Annotated in this window: 17 protein-coding genes; 8 read left to right on the forward strand and 9 right to left on the reverse strand. The window is 73.5% G+C overall.

Going from position 1 to position 15,993, the window contains the following annotated elements; translation table 11 throughout:
• Positions 1-32: 32 nt before the first annotated feature.
• From FHR77_RS08985 to FHR77_RS08995, 3 genes are read left to right on the forward strand one after another with little or no spacing between them, the layout of a single operon-like run.
• Positions 33-1,352: a magnesium transporter MgtE N-terminal domain-containing protein gene (locus FHR77_RS08985; protein WP_167259751.1), complete on the forward strand. Its 1,320-nt coding sequence runs from the start codon at positions 33-35 to the stop codon at positions 1,350-1,352.
• The gene (locus tag FHR77_RS08990) at positions 1,339-1,890 is read left to right on the forward strand and encodes a DUF1003 domain-containing protein (RefSeq protein ID WP_167259752.1); all 552 of its coding nucleotides are present in this window, start codon (positions 1,339-1,341) and stop codon (positions 1,888-1,890) included. The genes FHR77_RS08985 and FHR77_RS08990 overlap by 14 nt, the downstream gene beginning before the upstream one ends.
• The gene (locus tag FHR77_RS08995; protein WP_341777295.1) at positions 1,883-3,034 is read left to right on the forward strand and encodes an Mrp/NBP35 family ATP-binding protein; all 1,152 of its coding nucleotides are present in this window, start codon (positions 1,883-1,885) and stop codon (positions 3,032-3,034) included. The genes FHR77_RS08990 and FHR77_RS08995 overlap by 8 nt, the downstream gene beginning before the upstream one ends.
• A gap of 156 nt (positions 3,035-3,190) precedes the next feature.
• Here the strand turns inward: FHR77_RS08995 and FHR77_RS16380 are convergent, their stop codons facing one another.
• Positions 3,191-3,313 carry a hypothetical protein gene (locus FHR77_RS16380; RefSeq protein ID WP_255354162.1) on the reverse strand — a complete coding sequence of 41 codons (123 nt, stop codon included), beginning with the start codon at positions 3,311-3,313 and terminating at the stop codon, positions 3,191-3,193.
• A 280-nt stretch (positions 3,314-3,593) separates the two neighbouring features.
• On the opposite strand from FHR77_RS16380, the gene FHR77_RS09000 reads away from it, so the two are divergent.
• Complete coding sequence (locus FHR77_RS09000; RefSeq protein ID WP_056056551.1) at positions 3,594-4,508, forward strand: LysR family transcriptional regulator; 915 nt, start codon at positions 3,594-3,596, stop codon at positions 4,506-4,508.
• A 40-nt stretch (positions 4,509-4,548) separates the two neighbouring features.
• On the opposite strand, the gene FHR77_RS09005 is transcribed toward FHR77_RS09000, so the two are convergent.
• A complete protein-coding gene (locus FHR77_RS09005; RefSeq protein WP_167261265.1) occupies positions 4,549-4,953 on the reverse strand; it encodes a twin-arginine translocase TatA/TatE family subunit in 405 nt (134 codons plus the stop codon).
• A gap of 70 nt (positions 4,954-5,023) precedes the next feature.
• On the opposite strand from FHR77_RS09005, the gene FHR77_RS09010 reads away from it, so the two are divergent.
• On the forward strand, positions 5,024-5,650 hold the full coding sequence (locus tag FHR77_RS09010) for an O-methyltransferase (RefSeq protein WP_056056553.1): 627 nt from the start codon (positions 5,024-5,026) through the stop codon (positions 5,648-5,650).
• 217 nt (positions 5,651-5,867) lie between these two features.
• Here the strand turns inward: FHR77_RS09010 and FHR77_RS09015 are convergent, their stop codons facing one another.
• The 3 genes from FHR77_RS09015 to dapE all read right to left on the reverse strand — a co-directional run bounded on the left by FHR77_RS09015 (position 5,868) and on the right by dapE (position 8,465).
• Positions 5,868-6,038, reverse strand: coding sequence for a DUF3117 domain-containing protein (locus tag FHR77_RS09015; RefSeq protein WP_082514530.1), 171 nt, complete (start codon positions 6,036-6,038; stop codon positions 5,868-5,870).
• Positions 6,039-6,123: 85 nt separating this feature from the next.
• Positions 6,124-7,404: a hypothetical protein gene (locus FHR77_RS09020; RefSeq protein ID WP_341777296.1), complete on the reverse strand. Its 1,281-nt coding sequence runs from the start codon at positions 7,402-7,404 to the stop codon at positions 6,124-6,126.
• Positions 7,389-8,465: a succinyl-diaminopimelate desuccinylase gene (dapE, locus tag FHR77_RS09025; RefSeq protein WP_167259753.1), complete on the reverse strand. Its 1,077-nt coding sequence runs from the start codon at positions 8,463-8,465 to the stop codon at positions 7,389-7,391. The genes FHR77_RS09020 and dapE overlap by 16 nt, the downstream gene beginning before the upstream one ends.
• 49 nt (positions 8,466-8,514) lie before the next feature.
• Between dapE and dapD the strand changes: the two genes are divergently transcribed.
• Positions 8,515-9,483 carry a 2,3,4,5-tetrahydropyridine-2,6-dicarboxylate N-succinyltransferase gene (gene dapD / locus FHR77_RS09030; RefSeq protein ID WP_167259754.1) on the forward strand — a complete coding sequence of 323 codons (969 nt, stop codon included), beginning with the start codon at positions 8,515-8,517 and terminating at the stop codon, positions 9,481-9,483.
• A 102-nt stretch (positions 9,484-9,585) separates the two neighbouring features.
• On the opposite strand, the gene FHR77_RS09035 is transcribed toward dapD, so the two are convergent.
• The 4 genes from FHR77_RS09035 to FHR77_RS09050 are packed head-to-tail and all read right to left on the reverse strand — an operon-like array spanning position 9,586 to position 13,731.
• Positions 9,586-10,878, reverse strand: coding sequence for a citrate synthase (locus FHR77_RS09035; RefSeq protein WP_082514531.1), 1,293 nt, complete (start codon positions 10,876-10,878; stop codon positions 9,586-9,588).
• A 45-nt stretch (positions 10,879-10,923) separates the two neighbouring features.
• The gene (gene dapC / locus FHR77_RS09040) at positions 10,924-12,024 is read right to left on the reverse strand and encodes a succinyldiaminopimelate transaminase (protein ID WP_167259755.1); all 1,101 of its coding nucleotides are present in this window, start codon (positions 12,022-12,024) and stop codon (positions 10,924-10,926) included.
• 10 nt (positions 12,025-12,034) lie between these two features.
• Positions 12,035-12,361: a ferredoxin gene (gene fdxA, locus FHR77_RS09045; protein WP_056056561.1), complete on the reverse strand. Its 327-nt coding sequence runs from the start codon at positions 12,359-12,361 to the stop codon at positions 12,035-12,037.
• Complete coding sequence (locus tag FHR77_RS09050) at positions 12,358-13,731, reverse strand: PIG-L family deacetylase (protein WP_167259756.1); 1,374 nt, start codon at positions 13,729-13,731, stop codon at positions 12,358-12,360. The genes fdxA and FHR77_RS09050 overlap by 4 nt, the downstream gene beginning before the upstream one ends.
• Before the next feature lie 166 nt (positions 13,732-13,897).
• On the opposite strand from FHR77_RS09050, the gene efeU reads away from it, so the two are divergent.
• Together efeU and efeO are read left to right on the forward strand one after the other, a co-directional pair.
• Entirely contained in the window at positions 13,898-14,803 is a 906-nt protein-coding gene (gene efeU, locus FHR77_RS09055; RefSeq protein WP_167259757.1) for an iron uptake transporter permease EfeU, read from the forward strand.
• Positions 14,800-15,993 (forward strand): iron uptake system protein EfeO, encoded by a 1,194-nt coding sequence (gene efeO / locus FHR77_RS09060; protein WP_167259758.1) that lies wholly within the window; start codon positions 14,800-14,802, stop codon positions 15,991-15,993. Before efeU ends, efeO begins: the two co-directional genes overlap by 4 nt.

Here is a 15,993-nt window from a genome sequence, read left to right on the forward strand (position 1 = left end):
GGGCCCGACCGGCGAGCGGCTAACGTGGACGGGTGAGCGCCACCAGAGTCTTCGTCGCCCGTCTCGCCGGGTGCTCCGTCTTCGACCCCGCCGGCGACAAGCTGGGCAAGGTCCGCGACGTGCTCGTCGTCTACCGCGGCTCGGGCGCGCCCCGCGTCGTCGGCCTGATCGTCGAGGTGCCCGGCAAGCGGCGCGTCTTCGTCAGCATCGGCCGGGTGACGAGCATCGGCTCGGGCCAGATCATCACGAACGGCGTGATCACCCTGCGCCGGTTCGAGCAGCGCGGCGGCGAGACGCGCGTCATCGCCGAGATGCTCGGCCGCAAGGTCACGCTGCTCCGCGACGGCGGCCACGCCACCGTCGAGGACGTCGCGATCGACGAGGTCTCGGAGGGCGACTGGGAGATCGGCCAGCTCTTCCTCCGCAAGCCCAAGGCGACGCCGTCGCCCTTCGGCAAGGGCCCCACCGTGTTCGCCGCGTGGGACGAGGTGTCGGAGGACGCCGAGACCGGCGAGGCCCAGAGCGCCGAGCACCTCATCGCCGCGTACTCCGACCTGCTGCCCGCCGACCTCGCCAACACGCTGCTCGACCTCACGGCCGAGCGGCGCCTCGAGGTGGCCTCCGAGCTCTCCGACGACCGTCTGGCCGACGTGCTGGAGGAGCTGCCCGAGAACGAGCAGGTCGAGATCTTCGCGCAGCTCGACGACCAGCGCGCGGCCGGCGTGCTCGACCACATGCAGCCCGACGACGCCGCCGACCTCATGTCGCAGCTCGGCGAGCAGCGCAAGGAGCACCTGCTCGGGCTGATGGAGCCCGACGAGGCCGACGACGTCCGCATGCTGCTGAGCTACGACGCCGACACGGCCGGCGGCCTGATGACCACCGAGCCGGTGATCGTCTCCGCCGACGCGACGGTGGCCGAGGGGCTCGCCCTCATCCGCCGCCACGAGCTCGCCCCCGCGCTCGGCGCGGCGGTCTGCGTCACCCTGCCGCCCTACGAGCCGCCCACCGGCCGGTTCCTGGGCATGGTGCACTTCCAGCGCATGCTCCGCTACCCGCCGAACGAACGGCTCGGCACGCTGCTCGACCAGCAGCTCGAGCCGGTCAGGGTCGACGCGACCGCCCTCGAGGTGACGCGCGTCATGGCGACGTACAACCTCGTCTCCGTGCCCGTCGTCGACGCCGCCCACCGTCTGGTCGGGGTGGTGACCATCGACGACGTCCTCGACCACGTGTTGCCCGACGACTGGCGCAGCCAGGATCCCGACCAGCCCCTGGGCAGGTCGCGCCCCCGCGCCCGACGAGCACCGCTGACCACGACCACGAGGAGGACACCCGGTGGCACGCGATAACCGCAGCACGGTCCGCCTCGACTCCCCCAAGGGCCTCCGCACCCGGGTGCTGCCCGGTCGCCAGCGCGTCAGCCGTGACCGGTTCGGCCGCGCGACCGAGGCGATCGCCCGCGCGATGGGCACGCCGCAGTTCCTGATCGCGCTCACGCTCTTCTGCGTGGCGTGGATGGGCTACAACGTGCTGGCCCCCGAGAGCTGGCGCTTCGACAGCGCCGCGATCGGCTTCACGGCGCTCACCCTCATCCTGTCGCTGCAGGCCTCGTACGCGGCACCGCTCATCCTGCTCGCGCAGAACCGGCAGGACGACCGCGACCGCGTGCAGTTCGAGCAGGACCGCCAGCGGGCCGAGCGCAACTTGGCCGACACCGAGTACCTCGCCCGCGAGGTGGTCGCGCTCCGCATCGCGATCCGCGACATGGCCAGCAAGGACTTCATCCGCGCCGAGCTGCGCTCGCTGCTCGAGGAGCTCGACCGTCGCGACGCCGACGAGCACGCGGCCGACCGTGCCGGCGACCACGCGGCCGACGCCCGTGGCTGACGCCGCCGACCTCGTCGAGCGCGTGCACGGCGCGCTCGGCCGGGTGCTCGACCCCGAGATCCGTCGCCCCGTGACGGAGCTCGACATGATCGGCGACGTCGTGGTCGACGAGGGAGGCGCGGCGACGGTCTCCGTGAAGCTCACGATCGTGGGCTGCCCGGCCGCCGACACCATCGAGCGCGACGTCCGCGAGGCGACCGCCTCCGTCGAGGGCGTCACCGCGGTGACGGTCGACGTGACGGTGATGACCGCGACCGAGCGCCACGCGCTCACCGAGAAGCTCCGGGCGGGCCGTGCCGCGAGGGGCATGCAGTTCGGCCCCGAGACCCTCACGCACGTCTACGCCGTCACGAGCGGCAAGGGCGGCGTCGGCAAGTCGACCCTGACCGCCAACCTCGCCGTCGCCCTCGCCGCGCGCGGCCTGGCGGTCGGCATCGTCGACGCCGACGTCTACGGCTTCAGCATCCCGGGCCTGCTCGGCCTCGTGGACGCGGACGGCGCCTCCGTGAAGCCCACGCGCGTCGACGACATGATCCTGCCGCCCGTGGCCCACGGGGTGAAGGTGATCTCGATCGGCATGTTCGTCGACGACACCTCGACGGCCGTCGCCTGGCGCGGGCCGATGCTGCACCGCACCATCCAGCAGTTCCTCACCGACGTCTTCTTCGGTGACCTCGACGTCCTGCTGCTCGACCTCCCGCCGGGCACCGGCGACGTCGCCATCTCGGTCGGCCAGCTGCTGCCGCACGCCGAGGTGCTCGTCGTGACGACGCCACAGCCCGCGGCGGCCGACGTCGCCGAGCGCAGCGGCCTCGTGGCCCGGCAGACCGGCCAGCGCCTCCTCGGCGTCGTCGAGAACATGGCGGGCCTGCCCCAGGCCGACGGAACGGTGCTCGAGCTCTTCGGCTCCGGCGGCGGCGCGGAGACCGCCCGTCGCCTGTCGGCGGGCCAGGAGGCGGAGGTGCCGCTGCTCGTCAGCGTGCCCCTCAGCCTCGAGCTGCGGCAAGGCGGCGACGACGGACGGCCGGTCGTGCTCTCGAGCCCCGGTGACCCCGCGGCACGGGCCGTCGACGCCCTGGCAGCTCAGCTGGCCGTGCGTGGCCGGGGGCTCGCGGGCCGCAAGCTCGGCCTCAGCGTCAGCTGACGACGCCCGGACGGCGTCCGCTGACGGCGCCGGGGGCCGGCCTCACCTGACCGGGCCCGGACGCACGACAGGGGCGCCCCGCGCGTGCGGGGCGCCCCTGCTGGGCTGTGGGCGTCGACGAGCCCCTCGGGGCGGCGCGTCGGCGCCCGGCGCGGGCTAGGACCAGCGCTGGTACGTCTTGGTGGGGATGGCGCGGAAGCCGTCGCGGGCGACCGAGACGACCGACCCGACGATGCCGACGAGGGCGGCGGCGGCGAGGACGATGATTCCGATGAACATGACTACTTCTTTCTCGGCGCGGTTCGTCGCGCGGTTCTGGGGAGGTGCGGGCCGACGACGGCAGGGCCGTCGTCGGGTGCTGACGCAGGCTGGACACCCACGGGCCCGGACCGTTCTTGCGCGGCTCGGGAGCGGGTGGCCCACCTGCGTCGATGCCGGCACTCGGGACCAGGTCGACCGAGTGGGGAGCGCATGGGGTCGCTCCGGACTCTTCTATGATGCGCCCGGAGATGCCTAAGCACAATCACTCTTTGCTACCGGAACAGCGTAGTCTCGCTACATGGACGTCAAGCGCCTCGAACTGCTCCGCGAGCTCGCCGAGCGCGGCAGCATCGCCGCCGTCGCCAAGGCGACCCACCGCACCCCCTCGGCCGTCTCGCAGCAGCTCAAGGTGCTCGAGAAGGAGGCGGGCGTCGCCCTGACCGAGCGGGTGGGCCGCGGCGTCGTGCTGACCGGCTCCGGCCGGGTGCTGGCGCAGACGGCCACCGACGTCGCCGTCGCCCTCGAACGGGCCCAGGCGGTCTGGACCGACTTCGTCGCGACCCCCCAGGGCGAGGTCACCCTCGCGACCTTCCCCACGGGGGGCCAGATGCTGCTGCCCGGCCTGCTCCGCACCGTCGCCGAGACCCCCGGCCTCGTCGTGGTGGCCACCGACCACGACCCGTCCATCCTCGAGTTCGCCGACCTCGCGGCCGACCACGACGTCGTCGTCGCGCACTCCCCCGACGGGCGCGCCTGGCGCGGCCGCGGCCTCGTGACCGTGCCGTTGCTCACCGAGCCCCTCGACATCGCGCTGCCGGCCGACCACCGCCTCGCGCAGCGCGCCTCCCTCTCGCCCGGCGACCTCGAGGGCGAGGCCTGGATCGGCGTGCCCACCGACTTCCCGTTCGAGTGGGTCTACCGCGAGATCGAGCGCGTCACGGGCAGCCCCGTCCGCGTCACGCAGCGCTTCAGCGACACCAAGGTCACCGAGGCCCTGGTCGGCGCGGGCCTCGGCATCGCCGTCCTGCCCCGGTTCACCGCGAAGGAGGCGCGGGACGACATGGTCCTGCTGCCCCTGGAGAGCATCCGCGCCGTCCGCTACGTCTCGGTGCTGATGCGCCGGGACCGCGCCGAGCGCCCGTCCGTCCGTCGGGTCGTGGACGCCCTGCGCGCGGAGGCGTCACGGGTCGCGGCGCTGCACGGCGGCGTCTGACGACGCCGGAGCGGGCCGGGCAGGGGGCGACGCCCTGAGGCTAGGTCGCCTCGGAGTCGTACGGCGGCGCCTCGCCGACGGCGAGCGGCACCACCGGCGCCCGAGTGCCCCCGGGCAGGCCCACCGTGACCGCCGCGGCCGTCGCCCCGGCCATGGCCGCCGAGACGGGCTTGGTCGTGCTCCCGCCCGCCGGCGGGTCGAGGAGGGCGTCACGGATGATGCGGCGCGGGTCGTACTGCCGCGGGTCGAGCTTCTGCCACTCGACGTCGTCGAACTCGGGGCCCATCTCGCTGCGCATCCGGTCCTTCGCGCCGTCGGCCATCGTGCGGACCGAGCGGACGAGCTGGGCGAGCTTGGAGGCGTAGTGCGGCAGCCGCTCCGGGCCCAGCAGGAAGACCGCGAGCACCCCGATGACGAGGAGCTTGTCGAAGGTCAGACCGAACATGGACATGCATGCACGATAACGTCATCGCCCCGAGGGCCAGCCCCTAGACTCGTCAGTCGAAGGAGGCGGTGTGTCGCAGATCGAGTCGAGCTGGAAGTTCGCGGAGGAGCTCGTCTCCGAGAGCGACCCCGTCGCCGCCGCACGACAGCACTCCCTCGAGCTCGGGGTCGAGCCCGTCTCCCCCGCCGTCGGTGCGCAGCTCGCCGTCGCCGCCGCGAGCTCGTCGGCGACGAGCATCATCGAGATCGGCACCGGCGTCGGCGTCAGCGGCCTCTGGCTGCTCGAGGGGGCCCCGCGCGCGACCCTCACGTCGATCGACCGCGAGGTGGACCACCAGCAGGCCGCCCGCGACGCCTACCTCTCCGCCGGCGTGCCGGCGGCCCGGTTCCGCCTGATCACGGGGCGGACAGCCGACGTGCTGCCCCGGATGAACGAGAACTCGTACGACATCGTCTTCGTCGACGCCGACCCCGCGGCCGTCATCGAGAACGTCGAGCACGGCCTCCGCCTCGCCCGGCCCGGCGGCCTCGTGCTCGTGGCCCACGCGCTCTGGCACGGCGCCGTCGCGAACCCGGCACGGCGCGACCCCGTGACGACGGGCTTTCGCACGCTGCTCACCGAGGTCTCCACCTCCCCCGCCGTGATCAGCTCGCTGTCGACGGCGGGCGACGGCCTGCTGCAGCTCGTCAAGCGCTGACGCGACCCGCGTCGTCGACCCGGCCCGCGCCTCCCGGGGTCGGCGGCACCGCCGACGGCTTCACCCTGCGCGTCGCCCGCTCGCCGGGAGCCGGGTCAGGGGCGGGGGCGGCCTGTTCCCGGGGCCCAAGGCCCGGGCGCACGACGACGCCCCGGTGGTCGGGTGACCACCGGGGCGTCGTACGCGGCGCAGCCCGCAGGCTGCAGGACGTCGCTGACTAGGCGTCCACGACGCTGGCGAGGGCGTCGTGCAGCTCTTTGGCTTCGTCGTCGTTGACCGACACCACGAGACGGCCGCCACCTTCGAGCGGAACCCGCACGATGATGAGACGGCCCTCTTTCACAGCTTCCATAGGGCCGTCGCCGGTCCTCGGCTTCATGGCTGCCATCAGATAGTCCCCTTTCGCAAAGATGCAACTGCCATTATCCGTGTTTTCGCGGCCCAGACCTAAACAGCCCTCCCGGAGGCGCGGATCACGGCGGAGTCCAGTCGTAGCCGTCCACCCACCAGCAGAGGTCGAGCCACACCCACTGGCCCACCACGCAGGCGACCACGAGGGCGATCCGGTACGCCCGGGAGCGCGGCAGGGCGAGGGCGCCGACCAGCGGGAAGAGCGGCATCAGCAGGCGGAACGTGCTCGACTGCGGGAAGAACACCGCCAGCAGGTAGAGCGCGTAGGCCACCGACCAGAGGCGCAGGTCGACCCCCAGCCGGCGGCCGGCCGGGCTGAGCAGCAGCAGGGCGAGGGCGACGACGGAGATCACCAGCACGGCCACCCCCGCACCACCCGGCAGCCACCAGTTCGCGCCCTCGATCCACGGGGCGAACGGCACCAGCGGGCCGTAGCCGACGTAGGGCGCGCGCCAGGCCAGCTCGGTCTCGGCGTAGGCGTTCGGCACGCCGGTGACGAGCCCGGCGACGACCGGCCAGGCCACGCCGAGCACCGCCGTGACGACGGCCGTGACCGAGGCCTCGACCGCCTCCCGGCGGGGGAACGGCTCGCGTCGACGCACCCACCAGCGGTGCACGACGTGGAGGCCCACCGCGAAGGCCAGGGCGAGGGCGCCCGGCCGGGTGAACGACAGGACGGCGACGACCGGGAGCATCGCCAGGTAGCGCCGCTCGACGAGCAGCAGGAGCGACGCACAGAGCAGCAGGAGGAAGAGCGGCTCGGCGTACGCGACCTGGAGCAGCGGCGACAGCGGCGCGACGCAGAAGAGCACCACGCCGAAGAGCGCGGTGCCCTCGGGCAGGACCCGGCGCAGCAGCCGGTGCAGCAGGAGGGCCGTGCCCGCCGCGGCGAGCACCGAGACCGCGACGGCCGTCGGCGCGAAGCCCACGCCGGTCAGCTCCGTGAGCCCCCGCACGAGCAGCGGGTAGACGGGCATGAACGCCCACGCGCTCTCGCCCACGTGGCCGTCGGCCGTGACCGGCACCGTCGACGGGTAGCCGACGGCCGAGATGATGTAGTACCAGTGGCCGTCCCAGATGGAGGCGAAGCTCGCGTAGTCGGGGCTCGCCAGCGTCCACGCGTTGGCGCCCTGGCGGGCCGCGAACGAGAGCAGCAGCGCCGTGCTGACGACGCGGGAGAGCACGAAGACGACCAGGACCTTCGCCCACCAGGGCAGCAGCCGCCAGCGCACGAGCACCTGCCGGGGCGTCGTCGGGAGGCGACCGCGGGGCGTGCGACGGGCCGCGGCGGCCACCGCGGCCGAGCCGTGGGCCGGGCCCGAGGTCGTCAGGCCGTCAGCCACGCCCGCAGTCCGCGCTCGTTGTCGAGGATCTGCTGGACGGGCACGCGCTCGTCGTCGTGGTGGGCGAGGAGGGGGTCGCCCGGGCCGTAGTTCACGGCGGGGACGCCGAGGGCGGAGAACCGCGCGACGTCCGTCCAGCCGAACTTCGGCGTCGCCTCGCCGCCGACCGCGGCGAGGAACTGCTGGGCGAGGGGCGCGTCGAGACCGGGGCGCGCGCCCGGGGCGAGGTCGACGATCGTCACGTCGAACCCGGCGAAGAGCTCGGTGACGTGGGCGACGGCCTCGTCGGTGCTGCGGCTCGGCGCGAAGCGGTAGTTGACGTGCACCATGCACTCGTCGGGGATGACGTTGCCGGCCACCCCGCCGGTGATGCCGACGGCGTTGAGGCCCTCGCGGTACACGAGCCCGTCGACCTCGACCTCGCGCGCCTCGTAGGCCGCGAGGACATCGAGGATCGGCGCGGCGGCGTGGATGGCGTTCGAGCCGACCCACGACCGCGCGCTGTGCGACCGCCGCCCGAAGGTGCGGACCTCCGCCCGGAGGTTGCCGTTGCAGCCGCCCTCGACCCCGCTCGCGGTCGGCTCGCCGAGCACGGCGAAGTCGGCCTCGAGCAGCTCGGGGCGCTGTCGGGCCAGCCGGCCGAGGCCGTTCAGGGCGTCCGAGACCTCCTCGTGGTCGTACCAGACCCAGGTCACGTCGACCGAGGGCTCGGTGAGCTCGACGGCGAGCCGGAGGTGCACGGCGCAGCCGGCCTTCATGTCGACGGTGCCGCGGCCCCACAGGTGCTCGACGCCGTCGTCGTCGGTCTCGTAGCGCGTGGGCAGGTTGTCGTTGAGGGGCACGGTGTCGATGTGGCCGGCGATCACGACGCGGTGCTCACGCCCGAGCTGCGTGCGGGCGACGATCGCGTCGCCGTCGCGGGTCAGCTCGAGGTGGTCGAGCCCCTCGAGGGTGGCCCAGATCGCGTCGACGACGGTCTTCTCGTCGCCCGAGACGGACTCGATGTCGCAGAGCTGACGGGTGACGTCCACGGGCGAGACGCTGAGGTCGATCTTCGGCATGACGCCGAGTGTACGGGGCCCGCCCTGCGGCTCGTCCTACGATCGGTGCATGACCAACGACGCCTCCGCGCCCACGCACGCCCACGGCTACGGGCTGGCCACCGTCTCGTCCGACGGCACCACCCTCGACACGTGGTTCCCCTCCCCCTCGCTCGGGCGCCTCCCCGCCGACCGCGACCCCGAGATCGTGCCCGCCGAGATCTCGGCCGCCGCCGGGCCGGACGCCCGCCGGGCCGTCGACCTCGTGCCGGCGACCGTCGAGATCGACCTGAGCGCGCCTCCCGCGTCGACCCCCGACGCGTACCTCCGCCTCCACCTGCTCAGCCACCTGCTCGTCGAGCCGAACACCATCTCGCTCGAGGGGCTCTTCGCGCACCTGCCGATCGTCGTCTGGACGAACGCGGGCCCCGTGCACCCCGACGACTTCTCGCGCCTGCGGCCGACGCTGCAGCGGGCCGGCATCGTCACGACCGGCATCGACAAGTTCCCGCGCATGCTCGACTACGTGATGCCCGACCGCGTGCGCATCGCCGACGCCTCGCGCGTGCGCCTCGGCGCGCACCTCGCCCCCGGCACGACCGTCATGCACGAGGGCTTCGTCAACTTCAACGCGGGCACGCTCGGGGCCTCGATGGTCGAGGGCCGCATCTCGCAGGGCGTCGTCGTCGGCGACGGGTCGGACATCGGAGGCGGCGCCTCCATCATGGGGACGCTCTCGGGCGGCGGCACCCAGCGCGTCACCATCGGCCAGCGCGCGCTGCTCGGCGCGAACGCCGGCATCGGCATCGCCATCGGCGACGACACCGTCGTCGAGGCGGGCCTCTACGTCACGGCCGGCACGAAGGTCGTCGTCGTCGGCGGCACCCCCACGTCGGACGGCCGCCCGCAGACGGTCAAGGCCGTCGAGCTGTCGGGCCGCCCCGGGCTGCTCTTCCGCCGCAACTCGGTCACGGGCGCGGTCGAGGTGCTGGCGCGCAAGGGCCACGGCGTGACCCTCAACTCGCAGCTGCACGCGTAGCGCCGGCCGGCGCCCCGGCACCGGGGCGCCACAGGGCGACACGACGACGGCCGGTCACCTCGAGGGGTGGCCGGCCGTCGTCGTCCGGGCGGGAGGCGCGGGCTAGCGGGCGGGCCAGTCGCGCTGGGTCTCGCCCAGGTACAGCTGCTGCGGGCGGCCGATCTTCGTCGTCGGGTCGCCGTTCATCTCGCGCCAGTGCGCGATCCAGCCGGGCAGGCGACCGATGGCGAAGAGCACCGTGAACATGCGGGGCGGGAAGCCCATGGCCTTGTAGATGACCCCGGTGTAGAAGTCGACGTTCGGGTAGAGCTTCCGCTCGACGAAGTAGTCGTCGGCGAGGGCGATCGCCTCGAGCTCCATCGCGATGTCGAGCAGGTCGTCCTTCACGCCGAGGGCCTCCAGCACCTCGGTGGCGCTCTCCTTCACGAGCTTGGCGCGCGGGTCGTAGTTCTTGTAGACCCGGTGGCCGAAGCCCATCAGCTTGACGCCCTCCTCCTTGTTCTTCACGCGCTCGACGAAGCGCTCGACGCCCTGCCCGCTCGCCTTGATCTCGGCGAGCATCGTCAGCACGGCCTCGTTGGCGCCGCCGTGCAGCGGCCCGTAGAGAGCGCTGATGCCGGCCGAGATCGACGAGAACATGTTCGCCTGCGTCGAGCCGACGAGGCGGACGGTCGACGTCGACGCGTTCTGCTCGTGGTCCTCGTGGAGGATGAGGAGGCGCTCGAGGGCCTTCGAGAGGACGGGGTTCACCTGGTACGGCTCGGCCATCGTGCCGAAGTTGAGCTTGAGGAAGTTGTCGACGAAGCTCAGCGAGTTGTCGGGGTAGAGGAACGCCTGGCCGAGGCTCTTCTTGTGCGCGTAGGCCGCGATGACCGGCAGCTTCGCGAGCAGCCGGACGGTCTGCAGCTCGATCTGCACCGGGTCGGTCACGCTCATCGAGCCCTCGTAGAAGGTGCCGAGGGCGCCCACGGCGCTCGAGAGCACCGACATCGGGTGCGCGTTGTGCGGCAGGGCGTCGAAGAAGCGCCGCAGGTCTTCGTGCAGCAGCGTGTGGCGGCGGATGCGGGCGTCGAAGTCGGCCAGCTCGTCGGGGGTGGGCAGCTCGCCGTAGATCAGCAGCCAGGCCGTCTCGAGGTAGGTCGAGTGCTCGGCGACCTGCTCGATCGGGTAGCCCCGGTAGCGCAGGATGCCCTGGTCACCGTCGATGTAGGTGATCTTCGAGCGGGCGTTGCTGGTGTTCACGAAGCCCGTGTCGAGCGTCGTGTAGCCGGTCTGCTTGGTGAACGTCGAGATGTCGATCGACGAGGCACCCTCGGTGCTCGGCACGATCGGGAACTCGGCTGTTCCCCCCGGGAACTGCAGCGTGGCCTTCTGGGCGTCGTTGGCAGTAGTCACCCTGTCACCCTAGCGGTCGGGCCGTCGGGCGTCAGGTCGTCGGCGTCAGGCGGGGAGGCGCTCGACCGCGGCGTCGATGCGCTCGTCGGTCGTCGTCAGGGCCACGCGCACGTGGCGCCCGCCGTCGACGCCGTAGAACGTGCCCGGCGCGACGAGCACGCCCCGCTCGGCCAGCCAGGCGACGCTGGCCTCCGCCGGCTCGTCGCGGGTGGCCCAGAGGTACAGGCCCGCCTCGCTGCGGTCGATGCGGAAGCCGGCCGCCCGCAGCGCGGGCGCGAGCCGGTCGCGGCGCGAGCGGTAGAGCTCCTTCTGCGTCGCGACATGGGCCTCGTCCCCGAGCGCCGTGCGCATGGCCTCCTGCACGGGGGCCGGTGGCATCAGCCCGGCGTGCTTGCGGACGGAGAGCAGCTGCTGCACGACGGCGGCGTCGCCGGCCACGAACCCCGCGCGGTACCCGGCGAGGTTCGACTGCTTGCTGAGGCTGTAGACGCTGAGCACGCCCTCGCGGCCGTCACCGACGACGCGGGGGTCGAGGATGCTCGGCGTGGGGCGGTCGGCCCACTCGCCCTCCCAGCCCAGCTCGGCGTAGCACTCGTCGCCGGCGATCACGGCGCCGAGCTCACGGGCACGCTCGACCGCGGCGCGGAGCTGCTCGACGTCGAGCACGGCGCCGTCGGGGTTGCCGGGGCTGTTCAGCCAGACGAGCCGCGTCGACGCGGGCCACTCGGCCGGGTCGTCGGAGGCGAGCACGTCGGCGCCGACGAGCGCGGCGCCGAGGGCGTAGGTCGGGTAGGCGGCCCGCGGGTGCACGATCGTGTCGCCGCGGCCGAGGCCCAGCCAGAGGGCGAGGCCCGCGATGAGCTCCTTCGAGCCGATGGTCGGCAGCACCTCGGCGTCGGTGAGGCCGGGCACGCCGCGGCGACGCTCGTACCACTCGGCGATGGCGGCGCGGAGGGCGGGGGTGCCGGCCACCTGCGGGTACGCGTGCGCGTCGGTGGCGGCGACCAGCGCCTCCCTCACGACCTCGGGGGTCGGGTCGACCGGCGAGCCGACGGAGAGGTCGACGATGCCGCCCTCGTGGGCCCTGGCCGTCGCGGCGTGCGCGGCGAGGGAGTCCCAGGGGAAGTCGGGCAGGTCGAGCGCCACGGCCGGGCGCCTACTCGGCGGAGCCCTGGGGCGGCAGCACGGCGATCACGGGGTGGTCCTTCGCGATGACGCCGACCTTGGCCGCGCCGCCGGGCGAGCCGATCTCGTCGAAGAACTCGACGTTGGCCTTGTAGTAGTCGGCCCACTTGTCGGGCAGGTCGTCTTCGTAGTAGATGGCCTCGACGGGGCACACCGGCTCGCAGGCACCGCAGTCGACGCACTCGTCGGGGTGGATGTAGAGCGAGCGTTCGCCCTCGTAGATGCAGTCGACGGGGCATTCGTCGATGCAGGCACGGTCCTTGACATCGACACAGGGGAGGGCGATCACGTACGTCACGTCTGGGGGGTTCCCTTCGCGTCGGGCAGAGGTTCCATCCTATCCCCGAGCGGGCTGGACGCCGGAGGCGCGGGCGGCGTCGGCGCGCCCGTCGCGTCGCGGGGCGGCAGGGTCGGCCACGCGATCACGACCATGGCGATCAGCAGGGGCCCGAACGACCAGACCAGGCCGGCGAGGTTGGCCGGCACGAGCGCGGAGCCACCGGCCCCGGGCTGGGAGAAGACGCCCGCCGTCAGCAGCAGCCCGAGCGCGGTCATCGTCGTGACCAGGCGGGAGCGGAAGACGAGGCGGAAGCCCACGAGCAGGGCGGCGGCCATCACGAGCGACAGGACGAGGCCGACGGGCGCGTCGACCCCCGCGACCGAGGTCGTGCCCTGGTGGGCGACCGTGCCGATCGCCCCGAAGACGACGCCCGCCGCGAGGGCGAGGGCGAGCGTGCCGAGGCGGCCGCCGAGGGTCATCTCCGCGAGCTCGGAGGTGGTGGCGGCCGCGTCGACCGTGCGCACCGGCTCGGGCACGGCCCGGAACGACTCGGTGTCGGGCAGCGGGTCGACGGCGCCGTGCGGGTAACGCACGCCCGCCCGGCCGCCCGGCAGGTCGACGACCTCGAGCTGCGTGCGGTAGCGGCGGAGCGCGGCCACGCGGCGCGGCGTCGTCGCCCGCACGTCGACCGTCGTCACCGTCGCGTCGGCCGCGAGCGCCTCGGCCTCGGCGCCCGTGGCCTGGTCGGCCCCGGCGATGACGGCGAAGAAGGGCACCTCGGCGAGGCGCGCGACGCGGACGGCCGCGCGGTTGGCGCGCACGTGGTCGGGGTGGTGGTAGCCGCCGTCCTCGTCGTAGCTGACGATCGCGGTGGGCCGCACGCTGTCGACGACGGCCTGCAGGTCGGAGACGATCTCGCCGAACTCGGCGGCGCAGAACGCCTGCGGGTGCAGGTCGGGCGTCGGCCCCGCGACGCCGTCGGAGCGCCACACCATGCCGCTGTCGCGGTACGCCCGCGACGGCAGGCCCGCGGTGCGGGCGGCGGGGTCGCCGAGGAACCGGTGGTCGCGGACGCCCAGCTCGCGGAGGGCCTCCACGATCTCGCCCTCGCGGTGCACGGCCAGCCCCGCCTCGTCGCCGCGGAGCCGGGCGAGGTCGTCGGGCAGGACCTCGCCGAGCTCGCCGCGCGTGCAGGTCACGACCGTCACCTGGGCGCCGGAGTCGAGCAGGGAGGCGATGGTGCCGCCGGTCGTGATCGTCTCGTCGTCGGGGTGGGCGTGCACGAGCAGCACGTGCTCGCGGGCCGCGGGGCCGCTCGCGGGCGCAGTCGTGGAGGAGGCGCCGGGAGCCGGGCGGGGGTCGGCCGGGGCCGTGCCGGGAGGAGTCATCACTGGACAGGATATGCCGAGCGACACTAGGGTCGGTTCGCGCTGAGGCTCACCTTAGTTAGGCAAGCCTCACCATACCGGTTCGTCCGGTCGGACCCGCATCGACGCGACGGCCCCCGTCGCCCCGACGGACCGGCCCGCCGTCCCCCACCCGAAAGCCGCACCTGTGCTCGCGAACTACCTCATCGGACTCCGTGAGGGCCTCGAGGCCGCCCTCGTCGTCGGCATCCTCGTCGCCTACCTCGTCAAGGTCGACCGTCGTGACGTCCTCCCCCGGCTCTGGGCCGGGGTCGCCGCCGCCGTCGTCCTCTCGCTCGGGTTCGGCGCCCTCCTCACCTTCGGTGCCTACGGGCTGACCTTCCAGGCCCAGGAGATCATCGGAGGCGGCCTGTCGGTCGTCGCCGTGGCCTTCGTCACCTGGATGGTGTTCTGGATGGCGCGCACCGCCCGCAGCATGCGCGGCGAGCTGGAGTCCAGCCTCGACCGCGCGCTCGCGGGCGGCGCCTGGGCCGTCGTCGTGCTCGGCGTCGTCTCGGTCGGCCGGGAGGGGCTCGAGACGGCCCTGTTCGTCTGGGCGACCGTCCAGTCGACCGGCGGCGGCGACGCCCCGGTGCTCGGCGCCCTCCTCGGCATCCTCACCGCCGTCGCGATCGAGGTGCTCATCTTCCGCGGGGTCGTCCGCGTCGACCTCCGACGCTTCTTCGCCGTCACCGGCTACCTGCTCGTCGTCGTGGCGGCCGGGGTGCTCGCCTACGGCGTCGGCGACCTCCAGGAGGCCGGCGTGCTGCCCGGCCGCACGGCCCTCGCCTTCGACGTCAGCGCGGCCGTGCCGCCGACCAGCTGGTGGGGCACGCTGCTCCAGGGCCTCGTGAACTTCACCGCGACTCCCAGCTGGCTGCAGGTGGCCGCCTGGCTCGCCTACCTCGCCGTGGTGCTGCCGCTCTTCACCGCCGCCACCCGCGGGCCCCGCCGCGCGCCCCGTGCCTCCGGCACCGCCGACGCCGTCGACCCCGACGCCGCGGCCACCGACCCCTCGACCACCGCCCCCACCACCGCAGGAGCCCCCCGATGACCGCTCGCCCCCTCGCCCTCGGAGCCGGAGCGCTGCTCACCGCCCTCGCCCTCACCGGCTGCGTCGCCAACTCCCCCGGCGGGTCGGCCACGGCCGGCGCCACGACCGTATCCGTCCAGGGCGACGGCGACCGCTGCGAGGTCTCGGCGACCTCGGTGCCGAGCGGCCCCGTGACCTTCACCATGACCAACGCGGGCAGCGACGAGACCGAGTTCGAGCTGCTCGGCGACGACGGCCTCCGCATCGTCAGCGAGAAGGAGAACATCGGGCCGGGCACGACGGCCTCGATCACCGTCGCCGTGCAGCCGGGCGACTACTACACCGCCTGCATCCCCGGCCTCGTCGGCGAGGGCGTCCGTGCGCCGTTCACCGTCACCGACTCCGGCACGGCCGTGACGCCGGTCGGCACGGAGAAGGAGCAGGTCGACGCGGCCGCCGCCGCGTACGTCGCCTACGTCGACGACCAGGTCGGCCAGCTCGTGCCGGCGACCCAGGCCTTCCTCGACGCGTACCGCGCCGGCGACGACGCGACGGCCCGGTCGCTCTACCCCTCCGCGCGCGCCCACTACGAGCGCATCGAGCCCGTGGCCGAGTCGTTCGGCGACCTCGACCCGAAGATCGACTTCCGCGAGGCGGACGTCGAGCCGGGCACCGAGTGGACGGGCTGGCACCGCATCGAGAAGGACCTCTGGCAGCCGACGGCCGACGACAACGGCGGCGAGGCGTACGTGCCCCTGACGCCCGAGGAGCGAGGGCGCTTCGCCGACCTGCTCACCGCCGACACGGCCGACCTGCAGGCCGCCGTCACCGCCCCGGACTTCACCGTCGGCATCGACACGATCAGCAACGGCGCCGTCGGCCTGATGGACGAGGTGGCGACCGGCAAGATCACCGGCGAGGAGGAGATCTGGTCGCACACCGACCTCTACGACTTCCGGGCGAACCTCGAGGGGGCCCGCGTCGCCTACGAGGGCGTCCGCGACATCGTCGCCGAGAAGGACCCTGAGCTCACCGACCGGATCGACACGAAGCTCGCCGCGCTCGAGGAGCTGCTCGCCTCGTACGGCAGCCTCGACGCCGGCTTCCCGGCCTACACGGAGCTCACCACGGCCGACACCAAGTCGCTCAGCGACGCCGTCAACGCGCTCAGCGAGCCCCTCAGCGAGCTCACCGCCGCGCTGGTGAGCTGA

This window comes from Frigoribacterium endophyticum, from assembly GCF_011759585.1.
GTDB classification, from domain to species: domain Bacteria; phylum Actinomycetota; class Actinomycetes; order Actinomycetales; family Microbacteriaceae; genus Frigoribacterium; species Frigoribacterium endophyticum.